This is a genomic window from Actinorugispora endophytica, from assembly GCF_004363075.1.
Lineage (GTDB): Bacteria > Actinomycetota > Actinomycetes > Streptosporangiales > Streptosporangiaceae > Actinorugispora > Actinorugispora endophytica.
In genome coordinates this window covers 86,015-106,319 of record NZ_SNYN01000007.1, presented here as the reverse complement: position 1 = coordinate 106,319, position 20,305 = coordinate 86,015, and the positions used below count along the sequence as shown (strand labels likewise).

17 protein-coding genes are annotated in these 20,305 nt (G+C 72.3%); 10 read left to right on the top strand and 7 right to left on the bottom strand.

Annotated elements, in window-relative coordinates; genetic code table 11:
* Positions 1–98: 98 nt before the first annotated feature.
* Entirely contained in the window at positions 99–938 is an 840-nt protein-coding gene (locus EV190_RS12050; RefSeq protein WP_133741619.1) for a hypothetical protein, read from the top strand.
* 154 nt (positions 939–1,092) lie between these two features.
* On the opposite strand, the gene EV190_RS12045 is transcribed toward EV190_RS12050, so the two are convergent.
* The 6 genes from EV190_RS12045 to EV190_RS12020 form a co-directional block, all read right to left on the bottom strand.
* Positions 1,093–1,599, bottom strand: coding sequence for a hypothetical protein (locus tag EV190_RS12045; RefSeq protein WP_133741618.1), 507 nt, complete (start codon positions 1,597–1,599; stop codon positions 1,093–1,095).
* 258 nt (positions 1,600–1,857) lie between these two features.
* Complete coding sequence (locus EV190_RS12040; protein ID WP_133741617.1) at positions 1,858–2,160, bottom strand: hypothetical protein; 303 nt, start codon at positions 2,158–2,160, stop codon at positions 1,858–1,860.
* Between the two features lie 742 nt (positions 2,161–2,902).
* Positions 2,903–3,268, bottom strand: a complete 366-nt coding sequence (locus tag EV190_RS12035) for a toxin-antitoxin system YwqK family antitoxin (RefSeq protein ID WP_133741616.1) — start codon at positions 3,266–3,268, stop codon at positions 2,903–2,905.
* On the bottom strand, positions 3,265–6,744 hold the full coding sequence (locus EV190_RS23395; protein WP_166655449.1) for a YwqJ-related putative deaminase: 3,480 nt from the start codon (positions 6,742–6,744) through the stop codon (positions 3,265–3,267). The genes EV190_RS12035 and EV190_RS23395 overlap by 4 nt, the downstream gene beginning before the upstream one ends.
* Positions 6,745–6,927: 183 nt before the next feature.
* On the bottom strand, positions 6,928–7,269 hold the full coding sequence (locus EV190_RS12025) for a DUF6507 family protein (protein WP_133741615.1): 342 nt from the start codon (positions 7,267–7,269) through the stop codon (positions 6,928–6,930).
* Positions 7,270–7,350: 81 nt separating this feature from the next.
* Positions 7,351–7,668, bottom strand: coding sequence for a hypothetical protein (locus tag EV190_RS12020; RefSeq protein ID WP_133741614.1), 318 nt, complete (start codon positions 7,666–7,668; stop codon positions 7,351–7,353).
* Positions 7,669–7,872: 204 nt separating this feature from the next.
* On the opposite strand from EV190_RS12020, the gene EV190_RS12015 reads away from it, so the two are divergent.
* From EV190_RS12015 to EV190_RS11995, 5 genes are all read left to right on the top strand, one after another.
* On the top strand, positions 7,873–8,208 hold the full coding sequence (locus tag EV190_RS12015) for a hypothetical protein (RefSeq protein ID WP_133741613.1): 336 nt from the start codon (positions 7,873–7,875) through the stop codon (positions 8,206–8,208).
* A 28-nt stretch (positions 8,209–8,236) separates the two neighbouring features.
* A complete protein-coding gene (locus EV190_RS12010; protein WP_133741612.1) occupies positions 8,237–8,542 on the top strand; it encodes a pore-forming ESAT-6 family protein in 306 nt (101 codons plus the stop codon).
* Between the two features lie 126 nt (positions 8,543–8,668).
* Positions 8,669–9,676 (top strand): TNT domain-containing protein, encoded by a 1,008-nt coding sequence (locus tag EV190_RS12005; RefSeq protein ID WP_133741611.1) that lies wholly within the window; start codon positions 8,669–8,671, stop codon positions 9,674–9,676.
* Positions 9,677–9,740: 64 nt separating this feature from the next.
* A complete protein-coding gene (gene eccD / locus EV190_RS12000; protein ID WP_133741610.1) occupies positions 9,741–11,063 on the top strand; it encodes a type VII secretion integral membrane protein EccD in 1,323 nt (440 codons plus the stop codon).
* Positions 11,064–11,086: 23 nt separating this feature from the next.
* Positions 11,087–11,998, top strand: coding sequence for a MinD/ParA family ATP-binding protein (locus tag EV190_RS11995; RefSeq protein WP_133741609.1), 912 nt, complete (start codon positions 11,087–11,089; stop codon positions 11,996–11,998).
* A gap of 406 nt (positions 11,999–12,404) precedes the next feature.
* Here EV190_RS11995 and EV190_RS11990 read toward each other — a convergent pair whose 3' ends face one another.
* Complete coding sequence (locus EV190_RS11990) at positions 12,405–13,103, bottom strand: hypothetical protein (RefSeq protein ID WP_133741608.1); 699 nt, start codon at positions 13,101–13,103, stop codon at positions 12,405–12,407.
* A 793-nt stretch (positions 13,104–13,896) separates the two neighbouring features.
* On the opposite strand from EV190_RS11990, the gene EV190_RS11985 reads away from it, so the two are divergent.
* The 4 genes from EV190_RS11985 (at position 13,897) to EV190_RS11970 (ending at position 20,297) form a co-directional block, all read left to right on the top strand.
* Positions 13,897–15,339 (top strand): PepSY-associated TM helix domain-containing protein, encoded by a 1,443-nt coding sequence (locus tag EV190_RS11985; protein WP_133741607.1) that lies wholly within the window; start codon positions 13,897–13,899, stop codon positions 15,337–15,339.
* A gap of 32 nt (positions 15,340–15,371) precedes the next feature.
* The gene (locus EV190_RS11980) at positions 15,372–16,682 is read left to right on the top strand and encodes an MFS transporter (protein ID WP_208113157.1); all 1,311 of its coding nucleotides are present in this window, start codon (positions 15,372–15,374) and stop codon (positions 16,680–16,682) included.
* A 213-nt stretch (positions 16,683–16,895) separates the two neighbouring features.
* A complete protein-coding gene (locus EV190_RS11975) occupies positions 16,896–18,410 on the top strand; it encodes an ABC transporter substrate-binding protein (protein WP_133741606.1) in 1,515 nt (504 codons plus the stop codon).
* Between the two features lie 3 nt (positions 18,411–18,413).
* Positions 18,414–20,297: an ABC transporter permease subunit gene (locus EV190_RS11970; protein WP_208113156.1), complete on the top strand. Its 1,884-nt coding sequence runs from the start codon at positions 18,414–18,416 to the stop codon at positions 20,295–20,297.
* Positions 20,298–20,305 lie beyond the last annotated feature (8 nt).

The following is a 20,305-nucleotide window of genomic DNA, read 5'->3' as shown; positions in this document are numbered from 1 at the left end:
CACCCGTACTGTATATAAGACGATCCGGCCGTGGGATTCCCTATTCACACGGCTGTGGAAAACCGAGCGGATCGGAGCGGCCGCTGAATTCCGGACCATTGGAAATCGCGGGGGAGGTCCACGCGCTCGTCGCGGACCTGCTGCCCGTGACACTTCCCGACGCGTCGTTCGACAGGCGGTTGTCCCGGGTCGTGGTGTCGTTCGGCTGGACCGAGCTGGCCGCCTCCACCTGGCCGCTCCTGGAGCGCTGCGCCGGGGCGCGGCCGCACCTGTGGCCGCGGCTGGCCGAGGAGTGGCTGCGCGAGGTCGCCGACCGGGCCGCGCTGGCGGTCGCCGAGATCGAGCTCCTCGGCGACGTGCGCGAGCTGCTGCGCGTGAAACTGGTCCCCAGGATGCCCCCGGACGTGGCGGAGAACCTGGTGAGCGCGCCGGTCGGACGGTACTTCGACGCGCTGGTCGTCATCGACCACCCGAAGTACGGGGCGCCGCTGACCAGGAGCAGGGCCGGGCTCCTCGGGCTGCGCGGCCTCGGCGGCGCCGTCGCGCGCACGCACGAGCGGGAGCTGGCCGACGTCGTCGAGCACGAGTGGCCCCTGACACTGCGGCACTCCGTCCGCGTCGTCACCAAACCCGGCAGCCCGTACGTGTCCGCGCTGCTCACCGAGCTGGAGCGGTTCCTCCCGCGCCCCTGCCCGGACGGCGCGCTCGTCGGAGTCCCCAGGCTCGACACCCTGCTGCTGCACCCGATCGCCTCCAAGGAGGCCGTCGACCTGCTGCCGGCCTTCGCGAGCGCGGTGGCGGACACGCACGCCCGGGCGGACGAGCCCTGCGCCGCCGGGGTCTTCTGGTGGCGCGACGGCACCCTGGCCGCGCTGGACACCCCGAAGGCCCGCAAGGCGTTCGGCAAGGCGCTGCGGAGGAGGCGCCGGGACCGTTAGGGCGGGGCTCGCAGATTCCGCTGACGGCCCGGACGCGCACCACCGGCGGTCCTCGTCCCCAGACCCCTCCGCGGCCCCCTGCCGCGCGGTGGCGGAGAAGGGAAAGGGGCGCGTACGTGTTTCCCATTCGCGGTCCCCTTTCCGTTCCACCGGTTCAGCGACGGTCCATCGCGTCCAGTTCGGCCGGGTCCAGGGGGGCCTTCGGCTCCTTGACGAGGTGGTCGTTTCTCCGGCCCTTGCGGATGCTCCGGAAATCGACCTCGATGAAGCCGGTGCCGTCCACGGTGAACCCGCTTCCGCGCTCGAACATCAGCAGCAGCGGAGCGAACGGGTCGGGCAGGTCGGGCAGGTCCGCCCCGGACTCCTGGAGGGCGCGGAAGTGCAGCGCCCAGACGCAGGTGTGCCGGACCGTGAGGTAGACCCAGTCGGGCAGGCCCTCCTGGAGGCGGCGCACCTGCCCGGGGTCGGCCCGCACCGACGGGTCGACCCACGACGCGATGTCGAAGAAGGGCCAGCCCTCCGCGTCGAACCGCTTCGCCCACCAGGCTGACCTGCGCAGGTACTCCCGCATCAGCGCCGCCTGGGAGGGGCGCTGCTCGTAGCTCCCGGACCAGTCCGCGGCCAGGAGTCGGTCGACCAGTCCCTCGACCGGGTCGCTCATCTACTGTTCTCCTCTGGGAAATCGGGTCGGGCCGGTTCCCCGGCCGCTCTTCTCGTTCGGGGCGGTGCCTGTCGTCTCATCATGGCGGAGACTCGTGAAGGAGCGTTGTACGTCTTCTCCTCGACGAGGCCGCCGGCGTCGCTCCACCGGCGTTCGGAGACCAGGACCCCCTCCTCGTCGAAGTTCCGCTCTTCGGCGAGAAGGCCGTCGGGATGCCATTTCTTCCATGGTCCGACAGCGCCTTTCGAGGTGGGCCTGTCACTTCCAGGAGATCCGCTTCATCTCGTCCAGGTTCGGCGCGATCTCCTCCCGTGCGTCGGGCGGGATCGCGCCCCCGATGGGGTCCTCGGGGGCGCCGCCCCAGCGCTTCAGTGCCTGAAGCGCGGTCAGGCCGTCAGCGAGGGCGGAGTCGAGGCGTTCGGCCCAGAACACGAAGACCCGCATGCCCTCGGTGTGCGTTCGGACGGTCGACGCCTTGAGGAGGCCTGCGGCCTCCTCCTCGGTCGAGGCCCACAGGTAGCCGACCACCACGCCGTCCTTGGTGACGGGGAGGTAGCGCACCGCCGTGCGTGTGGACGGTACGTAACTGTCCGTACGGTGTCGTGCAGGAGAGTTCGGACGGGGGTGTGGAGTAGGCGGGGCCCACCCGTCCCGCCCGCCCACGGTGTCAGATCGTCCATCGAGCTCCGCGTCGGTCCGTCTTCTCGAAACTGAGGAACACCGCGACATCCGGTGTGCTTCCGGTGATTCCCGTCGGCGGCCGTGCCTTCCCATCGGGGAGAAGAGGAGTGTTCTTTTCCGACGAGGTCGAGAACATCACGGAGGAGAAACATGCGTCGTTTCCGAGACGGTCGGAAGCCGTGACGACTAGGCCATCGGAACGCCGTGTGAATTCAGAAAAGATCGGTGACATCCGGTCCGGTCCCGTCTTCGTTCGGTTCGGGCACCGGTGCTTCGGGGGGTCTTTCGGCCTCACGCCACGCGGATCGCGGGGTCACGGCGGGCGGCGACGGCGGGTGCGGGCCGGGGCCGCGCCCATGATGTCCGTCGCGTGAGGGTTCCGTTGACGGTCTTGGGCTTTCTGCCCTTCCCGGCCTCGAAACGGGCAGAAGGCCCAAGACCGTCAACAAAACCACCGGTGCCCGAATCACCCCCGCGCCGGAGGTTCTCTAGTCCACTTGGTTTAGTTTCGGGCATCCCTTCTCCAGGTCCAGCCGGAGTCGGTTCTCCATCCCTTGGAGGGCGTCGGACGTTGATGTCGTGTTCCGGCCGTCGATGACGATGTCTCCGTCTTGGGTATTCTCTAGCCCCGGGGAGCGTTGTACGTCTTCTCTTCGACGAGGTCGCCGGCGTCGCTCCACCGGCGTTCGGAGACCAGGACCCCCTCCTCGTCGAAGTTCCGCTCTTCGGCGATAAGGCCGTTGGGATGCCATTTCTTCCATGGGCCGACAGCGCCTTTGGAGTAGGCGACCAACCCTTCGACTTTGGGAGTTCCGTCCGGGTACCACTCCAGCCACGGTCCTTCCTCGTACCCGTTCTTATAAGTACTCAGGGAGAGGATCTGCCCATTGGGGCCGTAATCCACGGACTCCCCACTGAATGGTTTCCCTTCATGAAGGGCAATCCCGGTTCCGTCAGACTCCAGTTCCTCGTCGCTTATTCTATTCACAGATCCAAATCTCCCTTGATTACCGTTCCCTCGTTCAGAGGGTGCCCCGGAGGGTGCCGCAGCCTGTCCGTGTTGGTTCCGGCCCCGTCAATCATCCGCGTGCAGTTGGCGCAGCAAGGAGCTGCTACGGGGCCTTCCTTGTAAAGAGTGAACGTGGTGTCCACCTGGAACTCGTTGAGGATCTCAGGGGTGACGTCTTCTCCGTTCTCGGTCCTCCTCCATAGGAGTTCGTTCAACGCCTTGACCTCTGCGTGCCTCAATGGGTGGTCATTCTGCGGATATCTTGTATCCGGGAGCCGCTCTCCCGTGAATCGGTTCCATTGTTCATATGGGCCATCCGTCTCCATTTGTTCCATCCGCTCCTGGAGTAGCGGGTGGACTCTTTCTGGTGAGATTGTGTCACCGGGGCGCCCATTGTACGCCTCGACTATCTCGCCCGTCCGTCGATCGATCACGACGGAGTTTACGGCGCCCGGTCTCTTTCCTAGGTCGGCCGGACGTATTTCATTTCTTTCTACCATTCCACGCATGTGATCTGCGCGTTGGTTCACTATTTCATTCAAGTATACTTCGGCGGGTTTTCCGTCGATCTCGCGGATGAGTCCGTCGCCGTCACGCGTTACCCGGGACTCGTCGATCCGTTCCAGGGTCTGTCCTTGGCGAGGTTCGGAAAGCGGCAGCGGGTCGCTGTCAGGAGTGTCAGAACCGGAGGGGGCATCGTTGCCCTCCGGCTCTTCGCCGCCTTCGCCTTGGTCCTCGGGTTGTCCGTCCAAGTCGACAGGAGGGTTTGAAACCTCACCGTCTTCTTCGGGAGCGTCGTCGTCTCCACCACCGTTACCGTCATCTCCGCCGTCGTTTCCGTTGTCGGAGCTGTTTCCGCTGCCGTCGTCCGTGGGGCCGGTGTGGACGGGCGGGCCGTCGCTGCCTCCGGCGCGGGGGCGGCCGGGGCCGTCCCCCGACGGGCTGCTGGTGTTGCCGGGGGTGTCGGCGTTGGCGGTCGGGAGCGGGTTGGTCCCGTCGCCGTCAGGCGTGCGGCCGGGCACGCCGGGGTCGTTGTCGTACTGGCTCATGTCGAGGTCGCGCATGATCAGGTCGACCAGCTCGCCGAGGTTGGACCGGTCGGGGGCGATCTCGAATTCGGGCTCGTCGCGGCCGAGCAGGCGGGGGTACTGGCGGAACGGGCCGAGCCCGCCCTCGTTGGGGGCCAGGTCGTGCGCGCCGTGGTGGTCGGCCGAGGGCGCGACGGAACCGCCGTCCCAGTAGTCGGGGTGCGCCGACCGGTACGGGACGCCGTTCTCCATGAGGAGGCTCTCGACGCCCTCGTGGTTGATCCACCGGTTGAACCGGATCTCCTCGAACTCGTCGAGCGTGCCGCGCTCGGCCTTGAGCCACAGGTCGCTGATGGAGTCCAGCGGGGAGAAGCGGCCGACGCGGATCTCGTTCGGTCCCACCGCGACCGGGTGCTCCGAGTCGAAGATGTGGTTCTTGATCCGGTCCAGCACGCCCTGGTCGATCCCGGTGTTCTCGGCGATGCGCTCGGTGTCGCCCTCGGTGTCGCGGATCTGCTGGTACTGCTCCAGAGCGCGGGCCGAGGTGGGCGGATCGACGTAGGCGTCGCCGTTGCCGTCGATGTAGCGGCCCTGCTCGTCGATGTGGCCGATGTCCACCTGGCGGCCGTCGTCGTCGATGAACCCGCTGCGGGGACCATCATTGTCGCTGTCGCTGTCGCTGTCGCTGTCGCTGTCGCTGTCGCTGTCGCTGTCGCTGGAGTCGGAGTCCGCGTCGGGACCGTCACCGGTGTCGCTGCTGTCGGCGCCGTCACCGGTGTCGGTGTTCCCGGTGTCGGCGGCGTCGTTGTCCGTGTCGGCGCTGTCGCCCGTGTCGCCGTTGCCGTCCGTGTTGCTGTCGGAACCGGTGTCGGTGTCGCCGTTGCCGTCCGCGTTGCTGTCGGACCCGGGGTCGGAGTCTCCGGTGTTGCCGTCGTTGTCGCCGTCCGGCGTGTTGTCGCCCGAGGGCTCGGTGCGCACGGGCGGGCCGTCGCTGCCGCCCGCGCGGGGAAGCCCGCCGGGGGTGTCGTTCTCGCCCGACGGGGTGGTGTCGCCGTCGCCGGAATCGTTGTCCGAGCCGCCGTCGTCGTTGTTCCCGGTGTCCCCCGAGGGCTCCTCGTACGAGTCGTTCCCGCCGCTGTTGGAGGAGGACGGGCTGGTGCCGTCGTCCACCGGGGGGTCGTCGCCGCCCACGGGGGCGTACTCGCGCTCGTTGCGGGAGCCGAGGTCCGCCGCGTCGTCCAGGGCGTCGTCGAGTCCGTCGAGCGTGCCGGAGTCGACGTCCAGGCCGTCGAGCGCGTCCTGCAGGGCCTGGGTGGAGGGCAGGCCGTCCGCGTCCCGGCCGGGCAGGTCGGCGGTGTCGATGTCGGGAGAGTCGGAGTCGGCCCCGTCGCCGCCGTCGCCGTCGCTGTCGTTGCCCCCGGCGCGCCGTCCGCCCTGGATGATGCCCTTGACGATGCCCGCGCCCACGAACATGCTGCCGATGTTCAGCACGCTCTGGGTGATGACGTAGCCGGGCCGGTCGCCCCACTCGCGCCACGGCACGATGGCGTGCCCGAACTCGGTCCAGCCGGTGGAGAAGTTGCCCCACCACTCGCCCCAGGAGCCGACCCCCCAGCCGTTCTCGCCGTAGAACCCGGCCAGGGCGCCGAACCCTTCGAGCATGCCGCCGTAGTTGGCGGCGAGGTTGTCACCCCACTCGCTCCAGGAGCCGACCCCCCAGCCGTTCTCGCCGTGCAGGCCGACCATGCCGCCCAGGTCCTCGGCGATCCCCACGACGAAGTCGACGCCGCCGTTCCAGGTGTCCTCCCACCAGGGGGCGTCGTGCTCCTGCGGGGTGGCCCACGGGGTCTGCACGTCCGTGGGGGCCTCGGTGTAGCCGTACGCCGACTCGCCCCTGCTCAGCAGCGTCGAGTCGCTGTTGGGGTCGGTCGCGACGAAGGTGGTGCCGCCGAAGATCGCGGTGATCTTGTTGGCGCAGTTGCGCTCGGCCTCCATGTAGTCGGTGAGCGCGGCGAGCACGTCGTTGTTGAGCTGGTTGTGCTCCTCGGTCTTGTCCTCGTCCTTGCGCCAGTCGTCGTCGCCCTCGATGTCGGCGACGAAGTTCTCGGCGTCGGCCTTGAGGCTCTTGAGGCGCTCCAGGATGGGGCGGGCCTCCTCGGCGAAGCCGATGAGGGCGTCGCCGACCGTGGTGATGTTGGTGTCGAACTCGTCGCCCTTGGCGGCGACCGGGTCCACCGCGGCGAGCAGGATGTCGGACTCGGGCGCGACGTAGACGCCCTCCAGCCCCGACCACGCCGATTTGATGTCCTGCCCGGCCTGGGAGACCTTGTCCCCGTCGCTCTTCAGGTCGCCGCCCGCGGTCTCCACCGCGTCCAGGTCCGCCGCGGGGATCGGGATCTTCGTCGGGTCGATCACACCGTCGCTCAACGCCACACCACCAAGAGCTCGATCTCTCTGTCGTCATGACCCGCGACGGACGTCCCCCGTCCTGGGCGCTCGTTCCGGTTGGTTGGAGTGCCCGCGCCGCGAGTGGGTTCCCGTTCCGTCGGGGTTTGGCCCGATCCGGCCGCTCGCGCCGGCGCGTGCCTCCGCGTCCGGGCGGGACGGCCCCTAGAGGTCCAGGTCGGAGATGTCGCCGGCGTTTCCCTGCGCCTCGGCGGCCATCTCCAGGTTTCCGTCCAGGTAGAAGGTCGTCGCGTCGACGCAGCCGGTGATGGCGCTCGCGCTCTTGGCGACCATGCTCGTCAGGTCCTCGCTGTACTCCTCGACGAACTCGCTCAGCGCGATGCCGATCGGCTCGCTGGCGCAGGCGGTCCCCGCGCTCTCGACGTGGGTCCCGAACGTCGTCAGCAGGGCGACCAGGCCGCCGGTCCCGTCCTCTCCGCCGACGTGGCTCCCCACCGTCTTCATGATGGCGCCCACCTCAGGAGCGTTGATGTCCCAACCGGACATGTGCGCCGTCCCCCTTGCTCGTGGTCTGTCGGATGAGCCCGGCGAAGGTGCGGCCGGGAAAAGGTGCCGTGCCGCCCGGTGTCATCGGCCGGGGAGCCCGAACATGTCCGCCCGGAAGTTGGAGGGCGGCCGGTTTCCGGAGCGGTGGCCGGAACCGGCCAGTGCCGGGTCCTCGGCGGAGACGCGCTCCATCAGCTGCGCCACGCTCGGCCCGATCCGGGCGACGTCCTGGCTGACCTGGGATTTCAACCGCGCTGTCGACGCCTTCAGCCGGGCCGCCGGGGTCGGTGCGGCGTCGTCGTCGGCAGCGCCCGGAGCCTCCTCCGAGGCCTGGCCGACGGCGTTGTCCGGCGCCTCCGCAGCGTCCCAGCCAGCGGGGTCCACCAGTTCGAACTTCATTCCACCGCCTCCATACGCGCGTTCCGCCCCGGCATCGGGCTATTCGGATTTACCCTTATTATGCAGTCCCTTGGAAACTCCGGTCAGTTCCGCCGTGTTGATAAAATCATGGCCGGAGTTTCGGAAACCAATGGTCTTCTGGGGGCGTCACACACTTCGGAGAACGGACGACCGTACGGCAGGCCACCAGGAACAGGTGAACAGATGTCACGATGGGACTACGGCGACCAGACCCTGAGCACCCTGGCCCGCACCACTTCGGGGTCGAAGGACGAGTTGGGCGACCTGATCGGCCAGCTGATCCAGGCGGCCGAGCCGCTGGCCGGAAAGTTCAACGGCGCGGGAAAGGCGGCCTTCGACTCGTTCAAGGCCCGCTCCGAGCAGATCACCGCGGACCTCAACGCGGGCCTCGGGTCGATCAACGAGGGCCAGCACGGCATGCAGACGGCCTTCAGCGAGGGCAGCCAGAGCATGGCCGACGAGGCCCAGCGGAACATGGGCGCGGCCAACTTCGACGCCGCCAAGTTCCGCACCGCCTGAGCCGCCCCGAAGTCGCAAGGAGAGCCCGATGAGTGGCAACGGACGCAACAGCTACGACCTCGGCGCCTCGCAGGAGGCGCAGACCAACATCCACGCCGTCATGACCCGGCTGGAGACCCTGATCGGCGACCACGACGTCGACGTCAGCAACGCGATGGGCGACTTCGAGGCGACCGGCGTCTCGGAGGAGTACAGCGCCAAGGAACTCAAGTGGCACAACGCCGGCAACGAGGTCCGGGAGATCATCCGGCTGGTGCGGGACACCCTCGAGGCCAACGACGGCACCGCGCAGTCGGCGCTGAGCCGGGCGAGCGCCGCGGTCCAGGCCATCTGAGGCCCGCGGAGAGGCCACGGGCCCGCCGGGCCCACGGGAGGGACGCCGGTCCGGCGCCCCTCCTGTAGCATGCCGGGCGCCCCGCAGCCCAACGCCGGCTGACGCCGGACCTCGGAAGGAGTCCCGATGGCGCGCGACTACGACAGCCAGTTGCTGGAGTCGGTCGCGGTACGCCGCCAGCGGCTCCGGGAGGCCGTGCTCTTCGGGCCGCAGCGCACCCGCATGCGTCTGGACGAGAGCATCGGCAAGGTCGTCGCCAGCGTGTGCCTGGCGGCGGTGGCGTGCGCGGGAACCGTCGGCTGGTCGTTCGTGAGCAGCCAGCTCAGGACCCAGCAGGAGGCGGCGGAGCAGGCCGCGGCCGGTCCGCCGAACGTCACCGCGCTCCCGCTGCCCGCCGACTGGGTCGGCGAGCAGGTCACGCTCGAGATGCTGCGCGAGGAGCTCGACCGCGCCCAGGTCCCCCCGGACCTGTACGTCCTGCCCGACGAGCCCCGTCCCGAGGCCGACGGCGCCGCCAGCTACTACCTGCTGACCACCAGCGACACCGGCTACTCCGTCGACTACTCGGTCAGCGTCATCGAGTTCCAGCAGGGGCGGACGGGACCGGAGTTCGTCACCGAGGACGAGGCCGCCCGCTGGCTGTACCAGGAGCTGGCGCTGGTGGAGACCGAGCCCGAACGGCTCACCGCCGAGGAGGAGCAGGCGGCGGCCGAGCAGAACGCCGAGCTCGCCGGCGCGGCCACGGAGCGGCTCGAAGGGGGCGCGGGCGACTCCTACAAGCTCACGCTGGAGACCGGGCAGATCGTGGACGCGTTCGGCCAGGAGAGCGGCTCGTTGCTGTTCCCCGACGGGACCCCGTTCGAGCGGCGGGGCCTGCCGGAGTTCGCGCGGGAGGCCCCCGCCGCCGCGGAGGAGGGGCAGCCGCGGCCGCAGGTCTACCACCGCTACCGCGTCACCTACCCGTTCCAGGTGACCGCCGCGCTCTCCCCCGCCGCGGAGCGGAGCCCGGGCGGCGGGGTCCGCTTCGCCGTCGACTCCGGCGGGTTCACCCAGCAGGTGCCGCTGCCGAGTATCCGCTGGCTGCTGGGCAACGGATACCTTGAACGCGTCGCGGTGACGAGCGTTCCCGAGTAGTTCGCAGGGCCGAGGACTCCTCCGGGGCCGACCGGGGCAGCAGAGAAGTGATTGGAAGAGCTCGATGACGACTTGGAGCCGGGTGACGCTCGTCGGCGAGCAGCGCAGGGTCGACGCCGTCCTTCCCGCCCAGGAGCCGATCGGGGCGCTGATGCCCGAGGTCCTGGAGCTGCTCGGCGACCCGGTCGAGAACCCGGCCCGGCTTCGCCACCTCACGACGGCCGCGGGCGTCATCCTCGACGGCGACACCACGCTCGCCGACCGGAGCATCCCCGATGGGGCCGTGCTGCGCCTGGTCCGCGCCGACGACCCGCTGCCCGCACCGGTCGTCCACGAGGTCCCCGAGTCGGTCGGCGACGCGCTCGACGACCAGGCGGGGCGCTGGAACCCGGCCGCGGCGCGGTGGACCGCCACCGGCGCGGTCACCGCCCTCTGCCTTGCGATCGGCGGCCTCGTCTGGGACGGGACCGGCGGCGGCGCGGGCGCGGCGGCCGTCGCTGCGGCGGCGGGGCTTCTCCTGGTCGTCGGCACGGTCGTCGGGGCGACCTGGCGTGAACCGCTGGGCACCGGGCTCGCCATCGCCGGCGGCGCTCTGGGCGGGCTCGCGCTGTGGAGCGCCGTCGACCTGTACGGCTGGCCGGACTGGGTCCGGTGGGGCGGGCTGGCCGTCGTCGCGGGCCTGCTGGTCGTCGCCCTCGGCCTCACCTCGCTCGGCAGGGGCGGACTGACCGGGGGCGGGATCGCCCTGCTCCTGGCCCTGGTGTGGTCGGCGAGCGCGGCCCTGGGCCTGGCCGCCGCGCACATCGCGGCGGTGATGGCCGTCGTCTGCGTGGTCCTGCTGAGCCTGCTGCTGCGGACCGCCCTGACCCTCTCCGGGCTGACGGTGCTCGACGACCGGCGCAGCGCCGGTTCGGAGGTGGGGCGCGCCGACGTGATGTCCGCGCTGGCCGGAGCCCATCGCAGCATGGTGGTCGCCACCGTCGCGGTGGCGGCCGCGGCGGCCGCCGCGGGCCTGGGCCTCGCCTCGGACTTCAACGGCTGGACGGCCGCCCTCTCGGTACTGCTCGCGATCGTGGTGGCCAGCCGGTCCCGCATGTTCCCCCTGGTGGCGCAGAAGACGGGGCTGCTCGCGGCGGCGGTGGTGATCCTGGTCAGTTTCGCCTTCTCCTGGGCCGGTCAGGCGGCCTGGGCGGTCTGGGCCGCCGCGGGCGTCCTGCTGGGAAGCCTCGTCATCCCGGTCGTGGTGCTCGCGACCGAGCAGCCCGAGTACGTCCGCGCCCGGCTCCGGCGGATCGCCAGCCGGATCGAGGCGGTGGCGGTGGTGGCGCTGGTCCCGGTGGCCATCGGCGTGTTCGGCACCTTCCAGCGGCTGCTCGACACCTTCTGACCTGACGAGAGAGAGGGGACGGGATGGTCGACGGAACCCGGTCGCGGGCCCCTGGCGGCGCGCCCGCGACCGCCCCCCACGGGGATCCCCTGCTGCGCAGGGTGGGCCGGGGGGTCGTGCGCGCCTTCCGGCCGGCGGACGACGTCTTCGCGGCCGTCGAACTGGGGGAGGCGCTGCAGCAGCCGATCACCACCGGCCGCCGGATCGTGGTGGGCGGCCCGCACGGCGGGGTCGAGCAGGGCACCGTGGCCGCGCTGGTCGCCATGGTGTTCGCGCACTACCGGCAGGACCGGGTGCTCGCCCTGGACATCGACCCGGGGATGGGCTCGCTGGCCCTCCGGCTCGGTGTCCGGACGCGGTCGTCGCTCGGGGAGCTCGCGGGCGAGGGGGCCGAACCGGAGTCGTTCGAGCGGCTCGAACCGCACCTGTCCCCGGCCGGGGAGCGGCTGTGGGTGCTCCCGGGGACCCAGGACGGAGTCAACGGCGGTGACCTCGGCGTCCGGACGTACCAGGACACGCTGGTGCCGCTGACCCGGTTCTTCGGGATCACGCTCATCCACTGCGGAGCCGAGGCGCCCGAGGACCTGACCCGTGCCGCGCTGGCGGGCGCGCACGCCAGTGTGCTGGTCGCCCCGGCGACCCGGGCCGGGGCCGTGGACGTCGGCCGGACACTCGACTCGATGATCGGAAGGGGCGACGAGCAGCTCCTGGCCCGCACCGTCGTCGTCTTCGCCGAGCAGGACCCGGACGCGGACCCGGCCTTCGACCGGGCCGGAGCCGCCGACATCATCCGCGGCAGCGGCGCGGGCGTCGTCAGGTTCGGCTACGACCGGCACCTGGCCCTCGCCACGGCGCTCGACCCGCTGAGGCTCGCCAGGGCCACCCACGCCACCGTGACCGGGCTGGCCGCCGAGGCCCTGCGCCGCTCGGTGTGACCCCCGGGAGGAGAAGGAGAACAATGCCGAGCCCACCACCGGGGGAGGACCCGAACGGGACGCCGGGCGACTACTGGCAGACCGTGGACCGGCGGTCCGGCGCTCCGGATCCCGGGGCGGAACCACGGCGCGGCGACGGCGCGGACCCGGCCGCGGGGGAGGCGGAGCCCCGGCCGAGGCCGAGGCGGCCCTACCAGCCGCCGCCCGACCCGTGGGACGTCCCGCGGCCCGCGGAGCTGCCCGCGCCGTGGGGAAGGCCCGAACCCGCCCCGCGTCCCCAGCGGACGGGGCCGCGCGCCCCGTACCCGACCCCTCCGTACCCGACGGGCCCCCGGCAGCCGTATCCGCCCGGACCGCCGCAGCCCTACGCCCCTCCGGGCGGAGCCGCCTGGCCGGGAGGGGACTCCTACACGCCGGAGGACACCGGGTTCACGGGGTTCACGGGGTTCGAGGCGGTCCCGGCCGTCGCCGAGGACGACATCGCCGCGGCGTTCCTGGAGGGGCCGTCGTCGACGGGGCCCCAGGCGGGGCTCGCGGCACCCGTGGAGCCGCCGCAGGCGTGGCCGTCGGGCCCGCAGGAGTCCCATGTGTGGCGGCCCGAGCCGCCGCCGGGGCCCGCGACGCCGGTGGAGCCGTCGCAGGCGTGGCCGTCGGGCCCGCAGGAGTCCCGTGTCTGGCGGCCCCAGCCCCCGGCGACGCCTCCCGCGTCCCGCCCGGAGCCTCCGGTGGCTCCTTCTGTTCCGCCGGTGGAGGCGGCGGTGCGCTCGCCCGAGCCGGTGGCGGCTCCTCCCGAGCCGGAGCCCGTATCCGAGCCGGAGCCCGAGCCGGAGCGGTCCGGCCCCTGGCCGGTGCTCCCGGAGCCGACGGCGGAGGCGGTGGTCCGGACCGAGGTCCGCTCCGAGCCTCCGGTGGCTCCTTCTGTTCCGCCGGTGGAGGCGGCGGTGCGCTCGCCCGAGCCGGTGGCGGCTCCTCCCGAGCCGGAGCCCGTATCCGAGCCGGAACCCGAGCCCGTACCCGAGCCGGAGCGGTCCGAACCCCGGCCGGTGCTCCCGGAGCCGGTGGCGTCTTCCGTGCCCCTGCCGGAGTCTCCGGTGGCTTCTCCCACGCCTCTGCCGGAGGCGGCGGTGCCCGTGGCACTGCCGTCCGAGCTTCCGGTGGGGTCGTCCGAACCGGGTGGGCGGGCGCGGCCCTCCGGGCCGGAACCGGTCCCGGGCGGTTACGAGCAGCTCCTGGGCTCACTGGAGGCGCTTCCGACCTCGTGGTGGGGCCGGAGCGTCCACCGGATCACCGGCGGCAGGGTGCGGCCGGGGCGGTCCGCGAGGCGGTAGCCTGCCGCCGGCCGCCGACGGGTCCTCTCCACCGTCGGCATTGTGGTCCGCTTCAGGTGCACCACAGGAATCCGGTACCGGTATCCGTAACAGGGGTTTTCCGGGGCGGGGTTGTTCGGCGGGGTGGCCGGGTGATCCTCCTGTGCCCCCGGCGGCGGTCCGGGGTTGCGTGACAGTGCGTGGCACCGGCCGCGCGAGCACCACGCCGGAAGCCGCCCGCCCGCCCGCCCCGGAGCCGAGGACCGGCACGCACACCCGCCCGTGGTGCTCGCGCGGCCGTCGCTCCGCGAAGTCACGCAACCTCGTCGAACCCCTTTCCAGCACAGGAGGATCACCCGGCCGACCCGCCGGAACACCCCCGCACCGGAGGTTCCCCATGGGGTTTCCGACGTGGGGGTGGTCGGCACGCGAACCACTCCCGCGCCGGGAAGTCCCTAACTCCGCGGATAGCAAACAGTGGCGTGTCGCACACGAGGCGTAGGGAACTATGGGGCATAGTCAGCCGACGTTGTGGGGGCGTGCGGCACCATTTCTGCCCGCCGTGGCGGCGGGCGCGCTGACAGGAGAGACATGCCCCCCGAAGAGAACGCCCCGCAGGCTGTCCGAGAACAGCCCGATGCTCCCCTCGGGCCTGACGGCGAACAGTCGGGCCGGGAACCCGGAAAGGCGTCGGCCTGGGCGCTGCTGCGGCCGCTGGTCCTACGCCTGCACTTCTACGCCGGGGTCCTGGTGGCGCCGTTCATCCTGGTCGCCGCGGTGACGGGGCTGCTCTACGTCTACACCCCCCAGCTGGAGCAGGCGGTCTACGCCGACCAGCTGCGCGTCACCGCCCAGGGCGAGCGGATCCCGCTGGGCGAGCAGGTCGCGGCGGCGTCGGCCGAGCATCCCGAGGGCGTGCTCAGCGCGGTCCGCCCCGGCGACGGCCCCGAGGACAGCACCCGGGTGCTGTTCGACGTCGACGGCTATCCGGAGAGCTTCATGCTCGGCGTCTTCGTCGACCCCTACACCGGTGAGGTGCTCGGCTCCCTGGACAGCTACGGGAGCAGCGGCGCCCTGCCGGTGCGCTCCTGGATCGACGTGCTGCACCGGAACCTGCACCTCGGCGACTTCGGGCGCCTCTACAGCGAACTGGCCGCCAGCTGGCTGTGGGTGGTGGCCCTGGGCGGCGTCGCGCTGTGGGTCGGCAGGCGGCGCTCCCAGGCGCGCGTCCGCCGCGTCCTGGCCCCGGAACCCGGTGCGACCGGACGGCGCCGGACGATGTCCTGGCACGGCTCCGTGGGAGTGTGGGCGCTGCTCGGCCTGTTCGCGCTCTCGGCCACCGGCCTGACCTGGTCCACCTACGCGGGGGAGAACGTCACCGCCGTCCGCGCGGCCCTGGACTGGCGGACCCCCGCGGTGAGCACGGAACTGCCCTCGGGCGGGTCCGGCGCCACCGGTGTCGACGTCGGTGTCGACCGGGTACTGGAGGCGGCGCGCGCCGAGGGGCTCGACGGGCCGGTGGAGGTGGTGTACCCGGCCTCCGCCGCCGAGGGGTACAAGGTCACGCAGACGCGCAAGCAGTGGCCGACCCAGCAGGACTCGGTCACGGTCGACCCCGCGACGGGCGAGGTCGTCGACGTGGTCCGCTTCGAGGACTTCCCGGTCATGGCCAAGCTCAGCCGCTGGGGCGTCGACGTCCACATGGGGCTGCTGTTCGGCCTGGCCAACCAGCTCGCCCTGACCGCTCTGGCCCTGGCGGTCGTGGCCATGGTGTTCTGGGGGTACCGGATGTGGTGGCAGCGCCGCCCGACCACGGGCAGCGGCTTCGCGATGGGAAGGCCGTTCCCGAGGGGCGCCTGGCGCCGCCTGCCGTGGTGGGTGAAGGCCGCGACCGTCGTGGTGGCGGTGGGCGTGGGCTTCCTGCTGCCCGTCCTCGGCGTCTCCCTGCTGTTCTTCCTGGCCGTCGACGTGCTCGTCGGGGCCTGGCACCGCGGGCGGGCGCGGGACGGTGCTATACAGGGCGAGAAGAAGTGAAAACCGTTTTCGTCCAGTGAAGTGTGCTCCCAGTGACTACCGTCTCCACCCGTTCGACGTCCACCGCCGCCGCGGCCCTGCTGCGGCGGTGGTGGCTTCTCGGCCGCGTCCGCGACGTCCCCGGGACCACCCGGCTGCTGCTGCTCACCCAACTCGCGTTCAACGTCGGGTTCTACCTGGTGCTGCCCTTCCTGGCGCTGCACCTGTCCGGGGACCTGATGCTGGCGGGGTGGGCGGTCGGCCTGGTCCTGGGGGTCCGGGCGTTCAGCCAGCAGGGGCTGTTCGCGCTCGGCGGGGTGCTGGCCGACCGCTACGGGACCAGGCCGGTGGTGCTGTCCGGGTGCGTGCTGAGGGTGGCCGGGTTCGTGCTGCTGGCGATGGCGGGCGACCTGTGGTCGGTGCTGGCCGGAGCCGTCCTGACCGGGCTGGCCGCCGCGCTGTTCTCCCCCGCGGTGGAGGCGGCCCTGGCGGAGCAGGGCACCGGACTGGAGCGGCTCGGCACGATCAGCCGGGCCGAGCTGTTCGCGCTGTTCGCGGTCTGCGGCGAGGTCGGCGCGGTGGCCGGGCCGCTGCTGGGCGCGCTTCTGCTGCGCGTCGACTTCACCGCGGTCTGCCTGGCCGCCGCGGGGGTCTTCGTGCTGATCGGGCTGGCGCTCGCCCGCTGGCTGCCGTACGCCCCGCCACGCCACGAGGGGGAGCCGCTCCTGGCCGGATGGGGCGAGGTGCTGGGGAACAGGGTGTTCTGGCTGTTCGCGCTCTGCTACAGCGGCTACCAGTTCAGCTACCACCAGCTCTACCTGGCGCTGCCGGTGGAGCTGGGGCGCGCGGGCGACCGCCAGTGGGCGCTGGGCTGGCTGTTCGCGATGGCCTCGGTGCTCATCGTGCTGTGCCAGCTTCCGCTGGCCGACTGGGCGCGCAACCGGCTGGGGTCGGGGCGCGCGCTGCCGCTGGGGTTCGCGCTGCTCTCGTCCGCGTTCGCGGTGGTGGCGTTCGACGTGCTGGCCGACCCCGGCTGGTGGCCGCTCGCACCCGCGGTGGCCATGGTCGCGCTCCTCACGCTCGGGCAGATGCTCGCGGTGGCGACCGCCCAGGACCTGGTGCCCCGGCTGGCGGGGGAGCGGCGCCTGGGCGTGTACTTCGGCTTCCTGTCCTCGGTGGGAGGGGTGGCTGTGCTGCTGGGGGGCACGGCGGTCGGACGGCTGCTGGACGACGCCGGGGGGCCGGGCGGCCACGCGGCGCTGCCCTGGCTGGTGCTCGCGGCGGTCCCCGCTGTGGGGGGCCTGGCCTTGCGGTTCCTCATGAGGCGGGTGAACGCCTGGCTCCCGTGCCCGCCCTCCCGCTGATCTTGACCTTTTCGGGGTCTCAGAAGCGGTTGAGACCCCGAAAAGGTCAAGATCAGCGGGGAGGCTTCTGGAGAGCTTCCGGGGGACGGCGGGGAGGCGGGGGCTCCCCAGGGAAACGAAAACGGTTGTCGTTTTTGTTGTAAGGTGTGGCTGTTCATGTGCAATGCCCGTTTTCCGACGCCGCCCCGCCGCGTCCAGGAGTGAAGGATCCCCATGCGCTCCCACCCCCCAGCCCGTCGTCTCCGGGCGGTCTCGGCCGCTGCCGTCGCGCTGGCCGTCCTGTCCTCGTCGGGCTGCTTCAGCGGGTCCGGCGCACCCGACGGCGCGGACGCCGACGACCGGATCGCCGTCGCGATGCTGCTGCCGCCCCGCTCCGCGCTCAACCCCTTCACCGACGACGCGTTCAAGCTGTCCAGGCTCGGCATCGCCGAGACGCTCGTCCAGCTCGACGAGCCGGGCGACCCCCAGCCCATGCTGGCCACAGGATGGGACCGCGTCGACGACACGACCTGGCACTTCACCCTTCGCGAGGGCGTCACCTTCCACGACGGGACCCCCCTGACCACCGACGCGGTCGTCACCGCGCTGACCGCCGCGACCGAGGCCGAACCCAAGCCGCGCATCCTCGACGGCGTGGAGTGGCGGATCAGCGCGGAGGGGGAGGACACCGTCGTCATCCGCAGCGACTCCGGCGACCCGCTGCTGCCCCAGCGCCTGTCCAGCCCGCAGCTGAGCATCCTCGCCCCCGACGCCTACGGCGGCCAGGCCGTGGACCCCACCGGCAGGGGGACCGGCCCCTTCGAGCTGGTCGCGCTCAACGGCGGCGACAGCGCCACCCTGGACCGCTACGAGGACTACTGGGACGGCACCGCCGCGGCCTCCGGCATCGACGTGTCCTTCGTCCCCGACGGAACGGCCCGCGCCGCCGCCCTGCGCACCGGTGAGGCCGACATCGTCGAGGCGATCCCGCCGTCGCAGACCGCGCTGCTGGAGGAGGGCACCTTCGAGGAGGTGCCGATGCCGCGCACCAACACCCTCTACGTCAACACCCGCGACGGCGGCCCGCTCGCCGACCCCGGACTGCGCGCCGCCGTGCGGGAGGCGGTCGACGCCGAGCCGCTGGTGTCCGACATCTACGAGGACCGCGCCGACCAGGCCGCCGGACTGCTGGGCCCGGCCCTGCCCTGGGCCGACCGGCGCACCGCCCCCGAGTACGCCGCCGAGGCGGCCGACCCCGACGGCGAGAAGCTGACCCTGGGCACCTTCAGCGACCGGGCGGAGCTCCCCGAGGTCGCCGCCGTCCTGGAGCAGCAGCTGGAGGGGGCCGGGTTCGACGTCCAGCTGGAGATCCGCGAGTACTCCCAGATCGAGGCCGACGCCCTCGACGGCGCGTTCGACCTGTTCGTCCTGTCCCGCGCCACCGTCCTCGACTCCGGCGACCCCGTCGCCTACCTGGTCAGCGACTTCTCCTGCGAAGGGGGATTCAACATCTCCGGCCTGTGCGACCCGGAGGTGGACGGGCTGCTGGAGGACGCCGCCGCCGAGGCCGACCTCGACGAGCGCCGGGACATGATCCTGGAGGCCGAGCGCGCGATCCTGGAGACCGGCGCGGCCGTCCCCATGCTGCACGAGCGCGTCATCCAGGGCAACGCCCCCGGCGTGACGGGCGCGTTCTTCGATCCGCGGGAGCGCCTCCTCGTGGGCCTCGAAACCACCGCCGGGGACTAGACCGTGCTCCCCGGATCGTTTCGGAGCCGCGGGGCCGACACCGCCCGGTCAGCCGGGCGGGACGCCTCCGGCGGACCGGAGCCCGCGTCCGAACGACCGAAGGTCCGCCCGGAGGCGCCCCGGAGGCGTCCTCCGGGCGCGGGCCTCCACGGGCTCCGGCCGCCCGACTGGCTGACCGTCGCGGTCGGCCGGGTCGGGGCGGTCGCCCTCCTGCTGTTCGCCCTGGGGACGATGCCCTGGTGGTCGGGGCGCGACCCCGCGCTCACGATCCTGCGCGCCGGTTCCGCCGAGCGCGAGATCTCCCCCGAGGCGCTGGACGCCGTCCGGGACCGGCTCGGCCTCGACGACGGGGCCCTCGCCCTGTTCACCCGCTGGCTGGGAGGGCTGTCGCGCGGCGACCTCGGCACCTCCTGGGTGTCGGGCCGCCCCATCGCGGCCGGGCTCTGGGCGGACCTCGGCGTCTCGCTCACCCTGATGAGCGGCGCCCTGGCCGTCGCGCTGACGCTGGCCGCCCTGCTGGTCCTGCCCGCCCTGCGCGCCGGGGCGCTGGGCCGGGGCCGCGCCGGGACCGGCTTCACCGCCGCGTTCCTCACCGCCGTCCCCGAGTTCCTGATCGGCTCCGTCCTGCTCGTGGTCGTCGCGGTCTGGCTGGGCTGGCTGCCGCCCTACGGTTGGGACGGCCCCGCCAACATGGTGCTGCCGGCCCTGGCCATGGGCGTCCCCGCCGGAGGGCTGCTGGCCCGCCTGGTCGACGACGCGCTGGCGGGGGCCTTCGGCGAGCAGTGGGGCCAGACGTGGCGGGCGTTCCGGTTCCGCCGCCGCGTGATGGCCCGGGGCGGCCTCACCCGCGCGCTGCCCGCGCTGCTTCCGCAGTTCGCGCTCGTCGTGGTGGCCCTCGTCGGCGGCGCGGTCACCGTGGAGACCCTGTTCGCCGTCCCCGGGGTCGGCCGCGCGGCCGTGGGCGCGGCCATCTCCCAGGACCTGCCCGTACTGCAGGCGTACGTGCTGGCACTGCTGCTGGTCGGCGCCGTCGCGGGCGGTCTGGCGGAGGCGGTCCAGTTCCTGATGATCGGTCCGGCGCTGCGCGGGGCCGCGCTCACCGGAGCGCCGCCGCCCCCGCCGGGCCGCCGCGGACCGCGCACCGCCGTTCCGGCGGCCGTGGCCGTCGTGCTGGGAGCCGTGATCGTCGCCGGGCTGCTGCGCGACCCCGAGGCCGTGGACACGTCCATGCGCCTTGCCGCACCCTCCTGGGACCTGCCCTTCGGCGCGGACGCGTTGGGCCGCGACGTCCTGGCCAGGGTCGGCCACGGCGCGGCCCGCACCATCGCGACCGCCGCGGCGGTCACCGCCGTCGTCCTCGTCGCGGGCCTGCTCCTGGGACTGCTGCCCGCGCTGAGCCGGGGCCCGGTGGAGGTCGTCAACGCGATGCCGCCGATCATCGCCGGGCTCGTCACCGCGGCGGCCCTGGGCCCCAGCGCCTTCGGCGCGGCCGTCGCCGTGTCGATCACCTCCTGGGCGCCGCTGGCCGCGCACACCGCTGCGCTGGTGCGCGAGCAGATGGCCACCGGCTACGTCGAGTCGGCGCGCACCCTGGGCGCCTCCACCTGGTGGATCTACCGCACCCAGGTGCTGCCCAACGTCGTGCCCTCCGTCGCGCGGCACGCCATGGTGCGGCTGTCGGGGATCGCGCTGGCCCTGGCCTCGCTGAGCTTCCTCGGCCTGGGCGCGCGGCCGCCCACCCCCGAATGGGGGCTGGTCCTGGCGGAGGGCATGGGCTACGTGGAACGCGCGCCGTGGGCCGCGCTCGCCCCGGCGGGCGCGTTGGCGCTGCTGGGGGTCCTGGCCGTGACCCTGTCCACGCTGCCCCCGAAGAGCGCGCGCGGCTGAGGCCGCCG

Bases quoted from the DNA above. Each gene is read 5' to 3' on its own strand.
- EV190_RS12045 (WP_133741618.1), bottom strand. From the start codon at position 1,599: ATGAGCGACCCGGTCGAGGGACTGGTCGACCGACTCCTGGCCGCGGAC.
- EV190_RS12025 (WP_133741615.1), bottom strand. From the start codon at position 7,269: ATGTCCGGTTGGGACATCAACGCTCCTGAGGTGGGCGCCATCATGAAG.
- EV190_RS12020 (WP_133741614.1), bottom strand. From the start codon at position 7,668: ATGAAGTTCGAACTGGTGGACCCCGCTGGCTGGGACGCTGCGGAGGCG.
- EV190_RS12015 (WP_133741613.1), top strand. From the start codon at position 7,873: ATGTCACGATGGGACTACGGCGACCAGACCCTGAGCACCCTGGCCCGC.
- EV190_RS12010 (WP_133741612.1), top strand. From the start codon at position 8,237: ATGAGTGGCAACGGACGCAACAGCTACGACCTCGGCGCCTCGCAGGAG.
- EV190_RS12005 (WP_133741611.1), top strand. From the start codon at position 8,669: ATGGCGCGCGACTACGACAGCCAGTTGCTGGAGTCGGTCGCGGTACGC.
- eccD (WP_133741610.1), top strand. From the start codon at position 9,741: ATGACGACTTGGAGCCGGGTGACGCTCGTCGGCGAGCAGCGCAGGGTC.
- EV190_RS11995 (WP_133741609.1), top strand. From the start codon at position 11,087: ATGGTCGACGGAACCCGGTCGCGGGCCCCTGGCGGCGCGCCCGCGACC.
- EV190_RS11985 (WP_133741607.1), top strand. From the start codon at position 13,897: ATGCCCCCCGAAGAGAACGCCCCGCAGGCTGTCCGAGAACAGCCCGAT.
- EV190_RS11975 (WP_133741606.1), top strand. From the start codon at position 16,896: ATGCGCTCCCACCCCCCAGCCCGTCGTCTCCGGGCGGTCTCGGCCGCT.